Origin of the sequence: Comamonas sp. CMM03 (genome assembly GCF_019218715.1) — a bacterium.
Taxonomy (GTDB): domain Bacteria; phylum Pseudomonadota; class Gammaproteobacteria; order Burkholderiales; family Burkholderiaceae_C; genus Comamonas; species Comamonas terrigena.
Genome location: NZ_JAHUXB010000002.1, coordinates 592,295 through 608,318, shown reverse-complemented (window position 1 = coordinate 608,318; position 16,024 = coordinate 592,295). Strand labels below are relative to the sequence as shown.

Here is a 16,024-nt window from a genome sequence, read left to right as displayed (position 1 = left end):
TTTTTTTCACCGCACACCATCATGCTGCTCATTCCTGCCATCGACCTCAAGGACGGCCACTGCGTACGCCTCATCCAGGGTGATATGGACCAATCCACCACGTTCGGGGAAGACCCCGCCGCCATGGCCGCCAAATGGCTGGAAGCGGGCGCGCGCCGTCTGCACCTGGTGGATTTGAACGGCGCGTTCGCGGGCCAGCCCAAGAACCTGGGGGCCATCAAGAGCATCCTGAAAGAGGTGAACGGTGAGATCCCGGTGCAGCTGGGCGGCGGTATCCGCGATCTGGACACCATCGAGCGCTACATCGATCTGGGCATCGAGTACCTGATCATCGGCACGGCGGCCGTGAAGAACCCCGGCTTCCTGCAGGACGCCTGCACCGCCTTTGCGGGCCACATCATCGTGGGCCTGGACGCCAAGGACGGCAAGGTCGCCATCGACGGCTGGAGCAAGCTGACCGGCCAGGATGTAATCTCGACGGCCAAGCGCTTCGAAGACTGGGGTGTGGAGTCCATCATCTACACCGACATCGGCCGGGACGGCATGCTGACCGGCATCAATGTGGATGCCACCGTCAAGCTGGCCCAGGCATTGAAGATTCCCGTCATCGCCTCCGGCGGTCTGGCCGGCATGGCCGACATCGAAGCCCTGTGCGCGGTCCAGAAGGAAGGTGTCGAAGGCGTGATCTGCGGCCGTGCCATTTATACCGGGGACCTGGACTTTGCCGCCGGGCAGGACCGTGCCGACGAACTGACCGACGCCCAGGACGCCTGAGCGCCATGAGCGAGTTCCCGCGTGCCGAGCGCATGGTGTGGCGCGGGCTGGCCTGCACGCGCCTGGGCTTGCCCAACGGTGACAGTGCCGTGGTCTCGGACTTCGGCGCCCAGGTGCTGTCCTGGGAGGCGCAAGGGCAGGAGCGCCTGTTCCTCAGCCCGCGTGCCGTGCTGGACGGCAGTGCCCCCATCCGCGGCGGTATTCCGGTGTGTTTTCCCCAGTTCAACCAGCGTGGCCCCTTGCCCAAGCATGGCCTGGTGCGGCGGACCCCCTGGCACTACCTGGGCGCCGAAGTGCAAGAGGGATCTATCTCTGCCAGCTGGTGCTGGGACGCGGAGCCATCGCTGCACGCAGATTTTCCGCACGGCCTGCGTGCCGTGCTGCAGGTACAGCTGACGCCCGCCGGTCTGCGGGTGCAGCTGCAGGCTACCAATACCGGCTCCACGGCGTTGGCTTTCACCGGTGCATTGCACAGCTATCTGGCCGTGCACGACGCCGAGACGGCGCGGCTGCAAGGGCTGGAGGGCCAGGCGTTCTGGGATGCCGCACGCGGCTTTGTACCTGCGGTGCAGGCCGGCAGCGTGGTGCTGGGTGAAGAGGTGGACCGGGTCTATGCGCGCAGCCGCGCGGCATTGCAGCTGCATGGCCGGCACGGGGTGCTGGACATTGCCCAGGATGGTGCCTGGCCCGAAACCGTGGTCTGGAATCCCGGTCCGGCGCTGTGTGCCCAGCTCGGGGACATGGCGGCAGACAGCTGGCGCCAGATGCTGTGTGTCGAAGCGGCCTTGGTCAACCAGCCGCAGGCGCTGGCACCGGGTGCCAGCTGGCAGGCCAGCCAGCATTTCCAGGTGAGATAGGGCGCGGCGGCGGTATGTCCGCTGTCCGCCGGGGCGCGGTGGCGGCGGCGGCGGCGTCGCACGGTCCCGGCCGAGCGCATTGGCAGGCTTTGCCGGGGCAGGCTAGGCTTGCGCGCCAAGCGCCAGAACACGCTGCCTGATGGAGGCGCACAGGCCCCTGTCTGGTGGGTTATTGCTTCTGCATGCCCTGCAGACGGTTCTTCGATGCCACCCACCGGGCAGAACTGTCCTTCGAGTCGGCTGCGTCGATCTCGGCGTCCATGCAGGCGATCAGCTCCGCTTGCACACGCTCCCACTGTGCGGCATCCACCAGCTGAAAGGCGCTGTCCACGAAATTGGCCTGCAGCCGTCTGGCCAGAGACAGCTTGCGGACGATGTTGATCGTGAAGGGCGGACACAGCAGGCATTCCAGGAACAGCGACCAGGCATTTTTCGTGCTGACGCCAAGGGGCTTCTGGTGTCGGTACAGCAGCATGCCGGCCCCAATGGGGATCAGGTAGATCAGGGCCAGGCAGGCCAGCAATGCGGGATCGCTGCGAAAGAAACAGTAGGTGATGGGAGTGATGACGAACAGGGCCAGTGCCATGCCGTAGGCTGGCAGGCCAAACCATCCATACAGTGATTTTTCTTTCTGCCACTCCACCGAGGCGGCTTGCGACAGGCTTTCCGGCTGCCAGTGCAGCCTGAAAACAGGGCGGTGGGGGAGAAGCAAATTGGGGATGAAAAGCCTTTTGCGCAGCAAAACCAATCCTTTGAGATTGGTTTGGGCGCTCCAGTTTTTCCAGGAGGGTGTGATCACGCCCTCGTTGGAAAATAGCAAGACACTGGAATCATAGATATAAAAAAGCACAGCCAGGATGAGCAACTGTGCCTCCAGGGGAACCAGGTTCATTGCTTCTTCTTGAAGATGCTCGCAATGCCTGCCAAGGCCGCAATGACCGCCGCGACAATCACTTTCCAGAAAGCGGCGGCAGCGCCTGCAATCGCTGCCCAGAAACCTTTCTTGGTGGCCACGGCGGCGGCGCCACCCAGAATCAAACCTGTGAGTCCATATCCGGCCACCTTGTCACCTGGCAAGAACTCGGCATAGGTTTTGCCCGGGTTGTAGGAAAAACCAGCCAGTGCCTGCTTGAAGCTGGTGATGTTCTGGTCCAGCATATCGTGGTCCGCGACCAGAATGGCATTCATGAAGCCTTCCCGACCCAGAATCCGGCTGGTGTAATTGACATTCTTCTGTCCGGAATCTGAATGCAGCTGTATGCCCCATTCCAGCTGTTTGGTCTTTTCATCGTAATGCGGCGGGATGACCCAGCCATCGGTATAGATGGCTTCCATCTTGAGACTTTTTCGTGCCTCGTTACTGGAAACATCTCCTTCTTTAATGGCCTTCATCAGAGCGTCGGAGTCAATCTTGTCATCGTCCGTGATGTATCCCGTTTCCGCAAATTCGAGAATGGCAAACCAGTCCAGGTTGTCGGGGGCAAGGGTGTAATTGTTGTCGTGCGGGGGATTGCCGTTGAGTTCCAGGAATTTACGGGTGTTGGCTGCATCCAGGAATGCATGATTTTTCGGGATCTCAATCGACGCATTGCTGCCGATGCTTGCCTTGGACGGCCCATGTTGCCATTGCAAATTGACAATTTCCTGGTATCTTTTCTCGGCCTCGGTGGGTTGCGGGGCTGGACCTTGGGCGAATACCAGAGTTGGAAGCAGCCAGAGAAGCAGCAAAAAACTTTTCATGATACGGAAAGCCTTGTTGTGTTTGGAGTGAATGTGCGGCTTGAAAAAGCCTTTGCAGTTTCCTGCAAAGGCATGAGGTTTTGCAACTGTTGATTCACCAGCCTGTCGGCTCAAAAAGCACACTTGGGGAGAGCGGCTTGCTGGAAAAGCGTTTTGCGGCTTATTGCAGCATGAAGGTCTTATATTCCAGCCGCCCGATTTCGCGGGACAGCAGGTGCAAGCCGGTACACAGCGTGATCAGCATGGCGCCCGCAAAGCCGTAGCCGTAGAAGGCTGCCCCCAACTCCAGCGACAGCGCCGTGAGCAGAATGTTCAGCACCAGCAGCTCCACGCAGAGCCAGACCACGATGCGGCGTTCATCCAGGTAGAAAAACACGTTCAGCACGGCCATCAGCCCCACCTGCAGCGCAGCCCCCACCACCTGCACATGCAGCAGGGGCAGGTAGAGCTCGGAAATGCCCAGCAGGCGCAAGACTACCGGTCCGGCGACAAAGGTCACCAGCACGGCCAGGGTCTGGATCTTGGCGATTTCGCCCAGGCCGCTCTGGATGGCATAGGCCATTTCGTCGCGCATGGTGTCGATTTCTTCCAGGGAGCCACCCTGGCGCACGGCCGTGAAGAATTTGTCGTAGTACTCCACAAAGTCGGTCTCGATACGGACCAGGAACACGGCCATGCCGGGGATGATGGAGAGGTAGGACAGGAACACCGGAATGTCGTAGATCAGTGACGCGCGCAGCCCGCCAATGATCACCTGGGAGGTGTCGGGATAGGCCCAGAACATCAGCTTGTCAGCCCAGATGCCCAGGTTGTAGAGAAAGCCGGTCAGCACCAGGGTGCCGTACAGCGATTTCGGCTGCAGAAAATCAAAGGCAATCAGGCGGCGGTGGGGATTGAACTCCCTGAGTACCAGCACCCACATGCCGCAAAACAGCAGCAGATGCCCGATCACAAAGCTGCCCAGCAGACCTTCCAGGCCGTAATAGCGCAGCACCAGGGAGATCAGCACAATCAGCGTGTAGCTCACCGCAAACAGCACGGTGATGGCCTTGTAGCGTTTCATGCCTGACAGCAGCACCGTCAGAATCCAGATGCCGCACAGCAAGGCGAATCCCGACAGCATCAGCATGCGGTAGAGCATGCTTTGCCCGGACAGCAGCGTGAAGCAGGCCACTATCCCGATGAAGCTTGCACTGCCCAGCACCAGCAGCAGCAGGCCATGGAGATTGGGCAGCACCATTTCCGCGCGCTTCTCGAACAGGCGGTCGGAGATGAAGCGGGTGAAGGCCAGCTGGGCCAGCCCGGTCCAGATCAGACTGAACGCCACCAGGTAGGTGACGGACGTCTGGAACTGGGTCACCAGAAATGGCGGAGCGACCAGGCCCACGCTGAGCAGACCCATCAGCAGGATGCCGACGATGGAGAACACCCAGGGGCCGGAGCCGATCACGCTGGCATAGGCGTAGGTCTGCACCAGACTGAGCAGGGTGTTCTTGCGCAGCAGGCGGCGCAGTTCAAAACCGATACCGGCCATCAGCGTGCCTCCTTCCGGGATGCCAGGGCATCCTCATAGATCTTGCGGTAGCTGTCGAACATGCGGGTGTCGGTGTAGAACCGTTCCACGCGGGCGACAGCGCTTCGACTGGCCGCTTGCCAGGCGGCGGTGTCGGTGAGCAGTTCCAGCATGGCATCGGCCAGGCTCCGCGGGGAGGCGATGCCGACGACACGCCCGCTGGGGCCCAGGGCCTTGTCTTCGCCATCCAGCCCTTCCACCAGTTGGCGGCAGGACCCCACATCGGTGGTGACCACCGGAATGCCGGCGGCATAGGCCTCCAGTACCACCAGTGGCAATGCTTCGCTGATGGAGGAAAGCACCAGGATGCCGGCCTGGGGCAGGATGTCTGCGGTCTTCTGGAAGCCCAGGAACTTCACCTGTTGCTGCAGGCCCAGGCTTTCGGCCAGATCGCGGCATTCCTGGGCATAGAGTTCGTCCTCGTCTGCAGGTCCGACGATCCAGGCCTGGGCCTCCGGGTACTGGTTGACGACGCGGCGCATGGCACGGATCAGGGTCTTGATGTCCTTGATGGGCACGACCCGTCCCAGCAGGCAGATCACAGGCGGGACGGGGGCGCCTTCCGGCCGCCGGCCGGCGGAAAACTGGGCAATGCGAATGCCGTTGGGAATGTTGAGCGTGCGTTCCTCGGGGGCGCCATCGTGGATCTGGCGCTGCCGGTTGGTCTCGTACAGCGCGACGATGGGGTTGGCCGCTGCGTAGCAATAGCGCCCCATCCACTCAAACAGGCTGATCCACATCTTGCGGAAGTGGGAGACTTCGCTGGCGTTGCGCTGGAAGATGTTGCGGTTGTCGCGGATCCAGTCGCTCTTGAGCAGGTCGATCTGCCGTTCCTTGGTGTAGATGCCGTGCTCGGACAGCACGAAAGGAATGCCGCGGGTGTCATGGACCAGGGCGCCCAGAAAACCGGCATAGCCTGTGGAGGCACTGTGCACCATGCGAACCGGCAGCATGGACCGGGCCACCCGCGCCATGATCCACAGGGGCTGGAACATGATGCGCACGGTCCAGAAATAGTCCACGAACGAGGGGTCGGTGCAATAGTCTTCGTAGCTCTTGCGGATCAGCTCCCATGCGCCTTCGCTGTAGAGAAAATCATCCAGCGGGATCTGTCCGCCAGGCATGATTTCCTTGGTGACCGTGCGGATGGCGTCGACGACCTCTTCCGTGGAGGCCATGCCGGTGGCGTGGCGGCCGAGTGCATCGATCAGCACCTGGGCCTTGGCAAAGGCCTGGGAGTGGCCCGGGCGAGCGGATGGAATGAAATCTGCCTGGAGGTGCTCGTAGAGATAGTGCTCTTCGATGTGCACCACGTTCGAAGGCAGCTGGTAGCGCAGGCCCGCATAGTCATCGGCGCGGCTGCCGATGAAGATCAGCGCAAAACGGTATTGCGGATAGGCCTGGATCATCTGGTGAATCCAGCCGGACACGCCGCCGCTGATATAGGGGTAGGTGCCCTCGAGCAGGAGCGCAATGTCGGCCTCTGTGGCTTTGGGCAACGTCATCGGTTCAGCTCCAGTAATCAATCACGGGCCGCAGCTTGGGCAGGGCGTTGTGCTGCGCGATGCCCTGCATCATGGAGCGCACCTGCACGAAATCACGCTGTGCGTAGCGGATCTGCGCCTGGTAGGGAATGACCTGGGTCGCCGGCATGCCCAGCTCCAGAGCCCTGGCATAGCACTGCTCGGCTTCCTGCTGGCGATCCATGGCGTGCAGCAGACGGCCGCGGCGCAGCACCAGCGGCGGTTCGTCGGGCTGCTGGCGCAGCACCATGTCGCAGTAGCGCAGCGACTCCTGTACGGCGAAGTCGTGCATATCGTCCGAGGCCAGCTCCTGGTAAAGCAGTTCCCAGTACAGATCGGAAAGGCGGTGCGCCGCCACCAGTCCCCGGTGGGAAAGCGCGGCAGGCCCAGAGGCTTCTTCCTTGAGGACCTGCAGCTCTTCGTGGATGGCCCGGGAGAGCTTTTGCTCCATGCGGTCCAGCATGCCGTAGGCCAGCAGGCGCAGGTCGTCGCTGGGGTCGTCCAGTACATCGCGCAGCAAGGGGGAGGCAATCCGCCCCTTGACATGGCTGAGCGTGACCAAGGCCTTGAAGCGCAGCTTGGTGGGGGCCTCGCGGTTGGACAGCAGCGACCGGATGCCCGAGGTCTGTGCGGTGCCTGGCAGATGCTGGTGCTGGTCGAAATCGGGCAGCACCACGGACGAGAAGTCCTCCGTCGGATCACGCGAGGGGTAGACACGGACGGTCATCACCGCCAGGAAGGCCAGCACAAAGCCCAGGACAGGAATGACAAAGCAGAAGCACGCGATCAGGCCGACGACGGCCCAGCGGGGCTGGGTATGCTTGCCCAGCAGCAGCGGCAGCATGCTGAAAGCCAGCACGGCGGAGGCCAGGGCATGCAGTGCGAGGTAGCCCCAGAGTGCCGAATCCGAGCTTTGGGTCAGAAAGCCGGAGACCGTCCAGCTGGAGATCTCCAGCAGCAGTGCGACGAAAGCCAGTTTGAAGTTAGCCATGGCGCAGGCCTTCAATGCGTTGCAGCAGCTCCTGCGGGGTGTGCTGCTCCAGCAGGAGCACATGCGGAAAGATGCCTGCTTCCATCAAGGAAATGTGCTGCTTGCTGCTGAGCGCCCATTGTTCCAGTCGCTGCAGAAAACCTTCGGCAGTGGCCGTGGTGCCCAAGGGCATCAGGATGGCGACCACCTGTTTGCCCGCCTGCGGCTTCGTCAGCCAGACTTCGTCCAGCATGCGCTTCATGCGCACCACCTGCTGGGGCACGTTGCGTGCGATGGCTTCCTGGGAGAACTCCAGGGCCAGCACCACGCTGCTGATGCCGGAGGATTGCTGCATGTGGGACAGGCGCTGCAGTTCCATGGCAAAGCTGTCGGGGCAGTCCGGGAACTGCGTGAGCACGGGCTTGGTCAGTTCGTGGGCGGACAGACCATCGGTGTAGTAGCTCAGCAGCAGGTTGATCACCTGCAGGTTCTCGGTCTGCAGCGCGAAGAACGGCATCTCCCTGACCACTAGCAGGGCGTAGAGATCGCCCTGCAGATCCAGCAGCGGCGCGGCCACCAGGTAGCGGCTGGTCTGGCCTTCGGCGGTGGATTCCACCACATGGCAGAGCCTGCGCATTTCCAGCGCCTGGCGCACCAGGGCATCCTGCGTGTCCACGCTGTCCGGGCTTCCGATGTGCGCAATGGCATGGGGTTGCAGCTGCTCGTCGGTCACCGCATGCAGGCTGGCATCGGTGATCTGGCAGTACTGGGACAGCAGTTGCAGCAGCCTCTGGGTGGCATCGGCGGAGTCCGCGCTGGCATGCAGTTTCAGCAAGGCGTCGCGCATGGACATGGGGCGCCCGATCAGCTCCTGCTCCAGCCGGTCATGCGAGAGGCGCAGCAGGTAATACTGCCGCACCAGATGCTCCAGGCGCTGGTCCAGGTAGTGCTGTACCGATTCCGCGCGGCGGGTCTTGGCGCGCCATTGGCTGGCCACTTCACCCACCACCATGATGGTGATCAGCCCTCCCAGGAAGTACAGCTGGGGAAAGTCTTGCCACTGGCCTCGGTGAAAGTAGAACCAGGCGGCCAGCAGGATGGTGGAGGAGCCCAGCCCGGCCAGGGCACCATAGCGCAGGGCGATGATGATGGGGGCCAGCCAGGACCACGGGAACTCGGTGTTGACCCACAGCGGGTTGTCGGGGGAGAACCACAGGCCCAGCAGCAGAAACAGCAGGGGGAGGATCACCACTTCACCGATCAGCACGCTGGTGCGCGTGCTGGGCAAAGCCAACTTGCCCAGGGGCGAGTTGGGGACCAAAGACGCCTGCAAAGGCCCTGGCTCCATTGACTGTCGGCGCGGCTCCATACTGGTGCTCCCTGGTTGCATGCGGGTTGTGCGGTGAGGAGGGTTAACGTACGTTGCCCAGACCGGAATCCAGCAGGCCGCGGATGAGCTTCTGGCCTACCGCAGACAGCGCTTCGCGGCTCCAGCCACTTTTCCCGCCGGCGCCGGTCCACAAGGTGGCGCCGGTTTTGACATCGATGATGCGCAGGGTCACGCCCGCGGCAGGCTCGCCATCGACCCCGACCTTGTAGCGCCACTCGTCGACGGCACCGGTCAGCGCATAGGCCACGCCCTGATCCCGTGCCCAGCCCAGGCCGCTGTCGGCGCTGGCACCGCCGGGCACGCCAAACAGCGGGTCCTGCTGGGCGGGGCCGGCATAGCGTTTGACCTCTCCCACGCCCCGGGCATGCAGCAGGGCGGCCGCAATGGCTTCTGCACGCTGTCCTGCCATGGGCGTCTCGGTGTGGTTCTCAAATGGCAGCACGGCCCAGCTTGCCTGGCGTTGCAGCGCCGGCGTGGAGCCTCGGTCGGTGGTGGAGCAGCCGGCCAGGGCACTGGCCAGTGCAATACCTGCCAGGGTGGTGGCTGCAAGTGAGCGATGTGGGCGTGCGGTCATGGAAGTTCCCCTCGTGTGATGGCGTGGTGTCAGAAATGCCGGCGGTAGCTGACCTGCAGCTCACGCGTATGGCCGGTTGTCAAAGGACTGGACTTGGAAAAATTGAAGCCGACGCTGAGATGGTCCTGGCCCAGTACGCTGCCGGCCAGACCCACACTCAGGCCATAACCGGAGCCTTCGCGGCTGTGGCGTGTCAATGCCAGGCTGGCGAAGGGCCGGACGGCCCGGGTGTACTCTTCCATGAAGCGTTGATTGGTCGAGATCACCACGCCGTAGTACTGGAAGCTTTGCGGCAGCAGGTAGTTGGCTGGAATGGATGCAGGGGAGTCCGGCAGATAGCGCAGGATGTTCAGCTGGCGGCCTGACAGGCTCTGCAGATTGCGTTCGCTGAAATTGAAGTTGGACCAGAAGGCTCCGACATCCACACTGGGCGTTCCCCCGCGCAATGCATGCATGTACTGCAGTGTGGTGGTGTGGCCGCGGCCGATGTCGGCGCCCGTTTGCAGGTGGTAGCGGTCGCGGAAATGCTCCAGGCTGACGGTGTCCAGGCGTGTGGGCTGGTAGGTCAGCCCCACACCCAGGCGGTCTTTCATGCCGCCCAGTCGCATGGCCGTGGTTTCTTCGGTCGGCAGCTGGCGGCCCGCCTCCAGGCGCAGGCGCAGGCGGTTGTCGATGCGCTGCTCCCACTGCAGCTGCAGTGGGTTGTAGGTGTCCAGACTCTCTCTGCGGCCGGCACGGAAGCTGGCCGAGCTGTTGCCGTTCTTCCAGCGCAGGTAGGCATCGATGCCGCGTTCGTCGTCCACAGCAGCCAGCTGGGAGCGGTCCCGGATGCTGCGCTGTGTGCGGCTGGCATCCAGTTCCACGGACCAGCGTGGGTTGAGGGCCCAGTGCAGGCGCGCCGTGGTCTGCTCTTCGGACAGTTCGTTGAGGCGCCGGCTGGCGTGCTGGATGCCGGCGTGGTCGCTGAAGGACAGCAAGGTATCCACCAGTTGCTGGTTCAGCTGGTCGTCATCGGGCTGGAAGGTCTGGGCTTCGAAGGCATCGCTCTGGGCGCGGCGCGTATCGCCCACCAGCACGGCGGCATTGATACGGTCATAGCGTGGGAGTGCGTCTTCATGCCGCTCCAGCAACTGGCCTGCCAGGGCCCGGTCGTCATTGGCCAGCGCCGTGGTGATCTCGGCCCACAATGGCAGATTGGCCGAGCGCTGCCGGCTGTAGCGTTCCCACAGGTGGGCACGCACCGCCTGGTACTCACCGGCTTCCTGGTACCAGCTGATGAGGGTTTCCGTCGCCGCCTCGGACAACTGGGTTTTTCCTTGGGGGTCCAGGCGCAGGATTTCGCGCATGGCTGCCGTTCCGGTATCCCCGGGGCGCTGGGTCATGATGAGCCGATTGCGCGCCATGCGCCGCACGGCATCGTCCCCCGTGGCCTGCAGCCATTGCACCAGCTCGGCACGCTGGGACGTGCCAGGACGTGGGCGGGATGCCCATTCTTTTTCCAGAAGCTGGCGGCGCAGGCGCCAGGCCTGGTCCGCCTGCTGGTTCTGCTCCAGGGCATCGGCATAGCCCATCAGCCACAGGAAGTCATTGGCACGTTCCTGGACATGGGGCTGGAGGTACTGCGTAATGGCCACCTGCGGCAGCGACAGGGCCTGGTAGGCCGACGCCAGGGCATCGTGCATCGACGGATCGTGCTTCCATTGCGCTTCATGCGTGGCTAGCAGCTGTTTCAGCGTATCCGTGTCGTTGCTGTCGATCGCCAGCCACAGCAGCGACTGGCGCAGGTCGACCGAATCGGGGAAGGCTTTCAGACCGGCCTGGTAGATGGCGCGCGCTTGCTCAGGCCGTTGCATGCCCTGGTAGTAGTGGCCCAACAGGCTGAAATACAGCGGGTCGCTGCGCAGCTGCTGCACCGTGGCCGGCTCCAGACCGGAGGACAGCGAGTTCACCAGGGGCGTGGCGGCCGCCCAATCCTGCTGCTGTCCGTACAGCATCAGGGCCTGCACGAAGTGGCGCGGCGCATGGTGCTTGTCCCAGGCCGTGCGCGACAGCGCCGCAGCTTCACGCATCTGGCCTTGCTGGCGCAGCAGGTCAATGAGGGCGTCGTAGTCTTCGGGGGTAGACGTCGGGTTGCGCAGCAGGCTCTGGTAGGCCGTTGTCGCCTCGCCGGTGGCGTTCTGGCGGCTGGCCAGTTCGGCGTACAGGCGCAGAAAGTCTGCCGCAGCCTCGGGGTCTGATGGCAACGGGCCCGATGCACCGCGCAACCACGCTAGCCCCTTGGCGCCTTGGCCCAGCCGCAAGGCCAGCACCGCGGCTTTCATGGCCCGCGCATGCGTGATGGTCTGGGGTTGCTGAAACAGGCTTTCCCACTGGCGCAGGGATTTTTCATCTTCGCCGGTGTGCTCGTACATGCTGGCCAGCGCTTCGCTTTGCTCGGGCGTGCGCTGTGGCAGGCGCTGGAGCAGGGCGATGGCTTGCTCCGGCTGGCCAATGCGCTCGTAGTTGCTGACCATTTCCGCAATCAGGCGCTTGTCGCCCGGTGCGCGGCGCAGCTGGTACTGCAGTCCATCGGCCAGGGCCTGGTACTCCAGCAGGCCGGGCGCCAGGCGCAGCACCTGCTGCCAGGCGGCATCCTCGTTGGTTTGCTTGGCGATGATGTGCCACTGCGTCAGGGCTTCCTGCGGGCGGTTGCTCCACTCCGCGACCTGCGCCAGGCGGCGGCGCCATGTGATGTTGCTGGGCGCCTGCTGCACCGCGGCTTTGGCCACGAGCAAGGCATCTTCCAGGTTGCGATTTTCCAGGAAGACGGTGTAGCCCAGCTCATAGGTCTTGTCATCGAACGCCAGTTTCGGCGCAGGCCGGTCTGCTGTGGCCCGAAACGCCGGGTGGCGCGCCGGCCCTTCGTCATCCCAGAAAACCTGCTGCGGCAGCAGCTGTGCCGGCGTGTGCGGTGCCCACTGTGCAGACCGTTCTGCCGGGTAGAGCTGTTCCAGCAGGGTGAGCTGCAGCAGCATCTTGGCGTAGCGCTGGGCCACCTCCGGGCGGCCTGCGGCACGCGCAATATCGATCAGCTGGCGCAGCACGGCGGGATCTGCGGTGTACGCCGCCAGCTCTTTCTCTGCCAGCGCCAATGCCTGTGCCGTGTGGTTGCCCGATTGCAGGACGGCCACAGCACCTTGCAGATAGATCTTTTTCTGCGCCTCGGTATTGGTGCCGGCCTGGCTGGCCTCCAGATACCAGCGGGATGCCACGTCATACAGGCCGTTGCCGAGTGCGGCCTTGGCGGCAATTTCCAGCACCTGTGGGGCATCGTTGGCGGATGCGCGCTGGAGCAGGATGTCAAAGCTGCGCCGGGCCAGATCGGCGTCCTGCATGGCCAAGGCAGCCTGCCCGGTGTAAAGCAGCTGGGCTTCGTCCAGCGCACCGAGCGGCAGCAGCTGTTGTTTGCGCACGGCATCCAGGCGTTGCGCTTCGCGTTGCGGTGTCTTGGCCGCTGTCTGCTGGAACTGGAGGTAGCTGGCTTCCCAGTCTTTCCACGCATCCTGTTGCGCCTGCTGCAGCGCTGTGGGTGGCGTGGTTTGGACTGCCAGTTGCTGTTGGCTTTTCTCTTTTTCGATGCGCTGCAGCAAGGCTTGCAGTTGCGCATTGTCCGGTTCGCTGCGCAGGAGATTGCGCAGATAGGACTCCGTCAGTTCAACGTTTCCGTGGGTGGCCTGCAGCCGCTGCTCCAGGTCATCGCGGGGATAGAGGACCCACAAGGCGCTGCCCACCAACCCTGCCAGCAGCAGGATCAGCCAGATGGGCGCGACTTTGGGTCGCTCAACGGCGGGCGCATTGCGCTTGGATGAGTGCTGCTGCATGTGACAGTCGGAAGCGTTGAACGGAAGTGCCGGCCATGGGGGTGACGGACGACGGAGTGGCTACGCGGTCATTGATGCGCACCTGGCATGTACGCGGCAGCACCAGGCTGAAATCCAGCGGTGCATGGCCCTCGAGGCGGAACTGCACCTGATCGCGTTGTGCATTCCACTCGGTGAGGCGGGCATTGGCTTCCGAGAGGGCGATGGGTGCGGACGGCGCATCCGCAGCGGTGCGCAGCAGGGCGGAGCTGCCGGTCAGGTGCACATAGGTGTTGGCGTCGGCGGCCTTGCTGCCGGCAATGCCTTCGCTGTGCGCCAGATCCAGGGCGCCCCAGGATTGGGGGATGCGCACGGTGCGCAGATCGCCGCGGCCGCGGATGCGCCAGCCCTCCCCATCACGCGCCAGTGCCATGGCATAGAAATCGTGCACCTTGCGGATGTACTCCGAAGCGAACACCGGGTGCAAGGGCTGCTTCAAGGCCCAGCCATACACCTGATGCAGCGCGGTCAGACTGGCTGGCTTGCTGGCGGAATAGGTGTGGTAGTAAATGTCCACCGCCTTGAGCCGGCGCGGTGTTTCCGTCATGGAGAAGGTTTCGATGACACGCTCGAAGCCGTAGAACGGACCCCGCCAGAGGTTGGTGTAGAGGTTCTCGTTGGTGATGGGGGCGTAGACCTGCAGATTGCCTTTCTTGAAGATGCCGTGGCTGCGGACGGCCGTCAGCGATGCGCGGCTGCGGGTGATGAAGGTGTCCCCGCCGTTCATGTTCAGCAGACCGTTCTTGGCAACGATCTCCAGCGCATCGGCGCCAGGGGAGGTATCGCCTGACCACAGCAGGATGTTGACGGGCTTGCCTCCGGCCAGACGGTCGCGGATGTACTGCACCGAGCCCACGATTTCGCGTTGTAGGTTGATCTCGTAGCCGGGAATCCCCAGATTGATCGCGGCTTCGTGGTTGTGCTCGAACAAGCCATGGCGCACCGAGGGGTCCCAGAGATAGGGGTGCGAGTAGGTGTGGCTGGCAATTTCCACGTGGGGCAGCGCGAAGATGCGTTTGGCGATGCCCTCCAGCTGCGCGCTGAACTGGGGGTAGATACCCTGTGGCGACACTTCCGCCTCGATGACGGAGACGGTGTGCGGGATGCGGTACTTCTGCAGGATGTCGGTCAGCAGCCAGTCGGCCGCAAAACGGTTGCCCGGCATTTCCGCCTTGGAGGGAAATGCGTCGCCATCGATGTGGGCGAAAAGCAGGCGGCGTCCGTTTTCGGTGGTGACATCGGGCACCGGCAAGGGTGTCAGGCGCAGTGCCTGTTGCAGAAAGGCAAAGGGATCCAGGGCCCAGCGTGAGTCCTCCGTGCCGGGCACATCCTGTATGACGTAGGGGGTGTGCATGAACCCGCCCCATGCCGTGATGGCTCCGGCCGTGTAGCTTTGCCCCTTGCTGTCCTTGAGTGTCAGCAGCGCGCGCGCATTGGCGGCGGAGGGGGCGAGCAGCACGTCCTGGGGGGTGCGGTCGGCCGGGAAGTCGCGGATTTCAAAGCCGACCATGGCATCTTGCTGCGAGATCTGCAGCAATCCTGTGGACGCTTCCTTGGTCTGCAGGCCCAGCAGCCGGCTCCAGGTGGGCGTGAGGTCGAAACCGAACTGTCCCAAGGCGGCCCAGGGTAGTTGCTGCTGAACGACCTGGTACAGCCAGCGCTGCAGGGCGGGCTGGGACGCGCTGGCCACATCACCGCCCAGCCAGGTCACCACGCCGGCGTAGCGGTCTCCATACAGATTGGGCGGCAGCGGCTGGCGGACATCGAAGTATTCCGAGATGTAGCCCAGATAGTTGGTGGGCATGTCCAGGAAGCGGTGCACATCGGAATAGTTGGGTGCGGGGTACTCGTCGCTGCTATAGAGGACGGCAATGCGGCGTGGCACAAACTCCACACTCCCGATACCAATGGTGTTCAGTTGCTGGTCCGTGACCCAGGGGGTGAATCCCAGGGCCTTGATCTGGCGGGCGGTTTCACGCGTCTTGGCGCGGTCCTGGGGGGGCACGTAGTCAATCACCAGCACGGGGATACCCAGCTGATCCCGCGTGTTCTGCAATTGCTGCAGCAGCCATTCGCGGTCTTTGGCACTGACCGGGGCGTACTGCTTGCTTTGGGCATTCCAGCCCTGGAACAGAGATTCCGCCGCCACCATCTGCACCTTGTCGCTGACACGGGGCAGCACGTCAAAGCCGCGGTTCAGGATCAGCTGGATGCCAGGAAAGCGGCGGTGGAGTTCTTCCAGCACGGCGACCACGCCGTCTTGCTGCTGCTGTTCATCGAAGCGGGCCGCCAGACGGTAGGAGTCCAGGGTGTCCAGAAAGAAGCCCCGAAAGCCCCGTTCCCACAACGGGGCGATCACCTGTTCGGCAAAGAAACGGGGCCATTCCGGCTGGCTCTGGTCCACCAGCACCGAATCCCAGTCGGCGTTGCGGCCCAGGCGCCACTGCGCCGGGATGCGCTGGAAGTAGCTGCGGGTGGGGTGGACTTCGGTCAGGGCCGCATAGGCGTAGAGCTGGCTGTCCGGGCTGCGGTAGGTGGAGGGGTTGTAGCCATGGTCGGCATCCACCACCACGATGTCGAATACCTTCAGGTCCTCCAGCGGGGCCTGTGCACCGTAGTGCAGTGCCACGGATGGCGCGGCCTTGGGAGGGGCGGAAGGAGCGGGAAAAGCGGCTGCTGCCAGGCTCATGCTCAGTGCCATCACGCAGGATCGAACCAAGTTCA

General features: G+C 63.4%; 11 protein-coding genes. 2 read left to right on the top strand and 9 right to left on the bottom strand.

Translation table 11 applies throughout. The annotated features are described in order from the left end of the window. The first annotated feature begins 21 nt into the window (after window positions 1-21). Together hisA and KW830_RS09665 are read left to right on the top strand one after the other, a co-directional pair. Window positions 22-774, top strand: coding sequence for a 1-(5-phosphoribosyl)-5-[(5-phosphoribosylamino)methylideneamino]imidazole-4-carboxamide isomerase (hisA, locus tag KW830_RS09670; RefSeq protein WP_218332974.1), 753 nt, complete (start codon window positions 22-24; stop codon window positions 772-774). Window positions 775-779: 5 nt separating this feature from the next. Further along, window positions 780-1,631, top strand: coding sequence for a D-hexose-6-phosphate mutarotase (locus KW830_RS09665; RefSeq protein WP_218332972.1), 852 nt, complete (start codon window positions 780-782; stop codon window positions 1,629-1,631). A gap of 169 nt (window positions 1,632-1,800) precedes the next feature. Here the strand turns inward: KW830_RS09665 and KW830_RS09660 are convergent, their stop codons facing one another. The 9 genes from KW830_RS09660 to KW830_RS09620 form a co-directional block, all read right to left on the bottom strand. Continuing rightward, the gene (locus tag KW830_RS09660) at window positions 1,801-2,523 is read right to left on the bottom strand and encodes a hypothetical protein (protein WP_218332970.1); all 723 of its coding nucleotides are present in this window, start codon (window positions 2,521-2,523) and stop codon (window positions 1,801-1,803) included. After that, entirely contained in the window at window positions 2,520-3,485 is a 966-nt protein-coding gene (locus tag KW830_RS09655) for a DUF2167 domain-containing protein (protein ID WP_218332968.1), read from the bottom strand. The genes KW830_RS09660 and KW830_RS09655 overlap by 4 nt, the downstream gene beginning before the upstream one ends. Before the next feature lie 46 nt (window positions 3,486-3,531). Further along, a complete protein-coding gene (gene pelG / locus KW830_RS09650; RefSeq protein ID WP_218332967.1) occupies window positions 3,532-4,905 on the bottom strand; it encodes an exopolysaccharide Pel transporter PelG in 1,374 nt (457 codons plus the stop codon). Next, window positions 4,905-6,449, bottom strand: coding sequence for a GT4 family glycosyltransferase PelF (pelF, locus tag KW830_RS09645; protein ID WP_218332966.1), 1,545 nt, complete (start codon window positions 6,447-6,449; stop codon window positions 4,905-4,907). Before pelF ends, pelG begins: the two co-directional genes overlap by 1 nt. 4 nt (window positions 6,450-6,453) lie before the next feature. Then, a complete protein-coding gene (locus tag KW830_RS09640; protein ID WP_218332965.1) occupies window positions 6,454-7,458 on the bottom strand; it encodes a hypothetical protein in 1,005 nt (334 codons plus the stop codon). Continuing rightward, the gene (locus tag KW830_RS09635) at window positions 7,451-8,770 is read right to left on the bottom strand and encodes a PelD GGDEF domain-containing protein (protein ID WP_218332964.1); all 1,320 of its coding nucleotides are present in this window, start codon (window positions 8,768-8,770) and stop codon (window positions 7,451-7,453) included. The genes KW830_RS09640 and KW830_RS09635 overlap by 8 nt, the downstream gene beginning before the upstream one ends. 79 nt (window positions 8,771-8,849) lie before the next feature. Beyond that, window positions 8,850-9,401 (bottom strand): penicillin-binding protein activator LpoB, encoded by a 552-nt coding sequence (locus KW830_RS09630; RefSeq protein ID WP_218332963.1) that lies wholly within the window; start codon window positions 9,399-9,401, stop codon window positions 8,850-8,852. A 29-nt stretch (window positions 9,402-9,430) separates the two neighbouring features. Continuing rightward, window positions 9,431-13,261: a tetratricopeptide repeat protein gene (locus KW830_RS09625; RefSeq protein ID WP_218332962.1), complete on the bottom strand. Its 3,831-nt coding sequence runs from the start codon at window positions 13,259-13,261 to the stop codon at window positions 9,431-9,433. After that, the gene (locus tag KW830_RS09620; protein WP_255578252.1) at window positions 13,221-15,989 is read right to left on the bottom strand and encodes a bifunctional glycoside hydrolase 114/ polysaccharide deacetylase family protein; all 2,769 of its coding nucleotides are present in this window, start codon (window positions 15,987-15,989) and stop codon (window positions 13,221-13,223) included. Before KW830_RS09620 ends, KW830_RS09625 begins: the two co-directional genes overlap by 41 nt. Window positions 15,990-16,024: the final 35 nt, after the last annotated feature.

What these genes read in the sequence shown, in the direction of transcription:
- KW830_RS09625 (WP_218332962.1), bottom strand. Translation starts at nt 13,261, where the DNA reads ATGCAGCAGCACTCATCCAAGCGCAATGCGCCCGCCGTTGAGCGACCC.
- KW830_RS09640 (WP_218332965.1), bottom strand. Translation starts at nt 7,458, where the DNA reads ATGGCTAACTTCAAACTGGCTTTCGTCGCACTGCTGCTGGAGATCTCC.
- KW830_RS09620 (WP_255578252.1), bottom strand. Translation starts at nt 15,989, where the DNA reads ATGAGCCTGGCAGCAGCCGCTTTTCCCGCTCCTTCCGCCCCTCCCAAG.
- hisA (WP_218332974.1), top strand. Translation starts at nt 22, where the DNA reads ATGCTGCTCATTCCTGCCATCGACCTCAAGGACGGCCACTGCGTACGC.
- KW830_RS09660 (WP_218332970.1), bottom strand. Translation starts at nt 2,523, where the DNA reads ATGAACCTGGTTCCCCTGGAGGCACAGTTGCTCATCCTGGCTGTGCTT.
- pelF (WP_218332966.1), bottom strand. Translation starts at nt 6,449, where the DNA reads ATGACGTTGCCCAAAGCCACAGAGGCCGACATTGCGCTCCTGCTCGAG.
- KW830_RS09630 (WP_218332963.1), bottom strand. Translation starts at nt 9,401, where the DNA reads ATGACCGCACGCCCACATCGCTCACTTGCAGCCACCACCCTGGCAGGT.
- KW830_RS09665 (WP_218332972.1), top strand. Translation starts at nt 780, where the DNA reads ATGAGCGAGTTCCCGCGTGCCGAGCGCATGGTGTGGCGCGGGCTGGCC.
- pelG (WP_218332967.1), bottom strand. Translation starts at nt 4,905, where the DNA reads ATGGCCGGTATCGGTTTTGAACTGCGCCGCCTGCTGCGCAAGAACACC.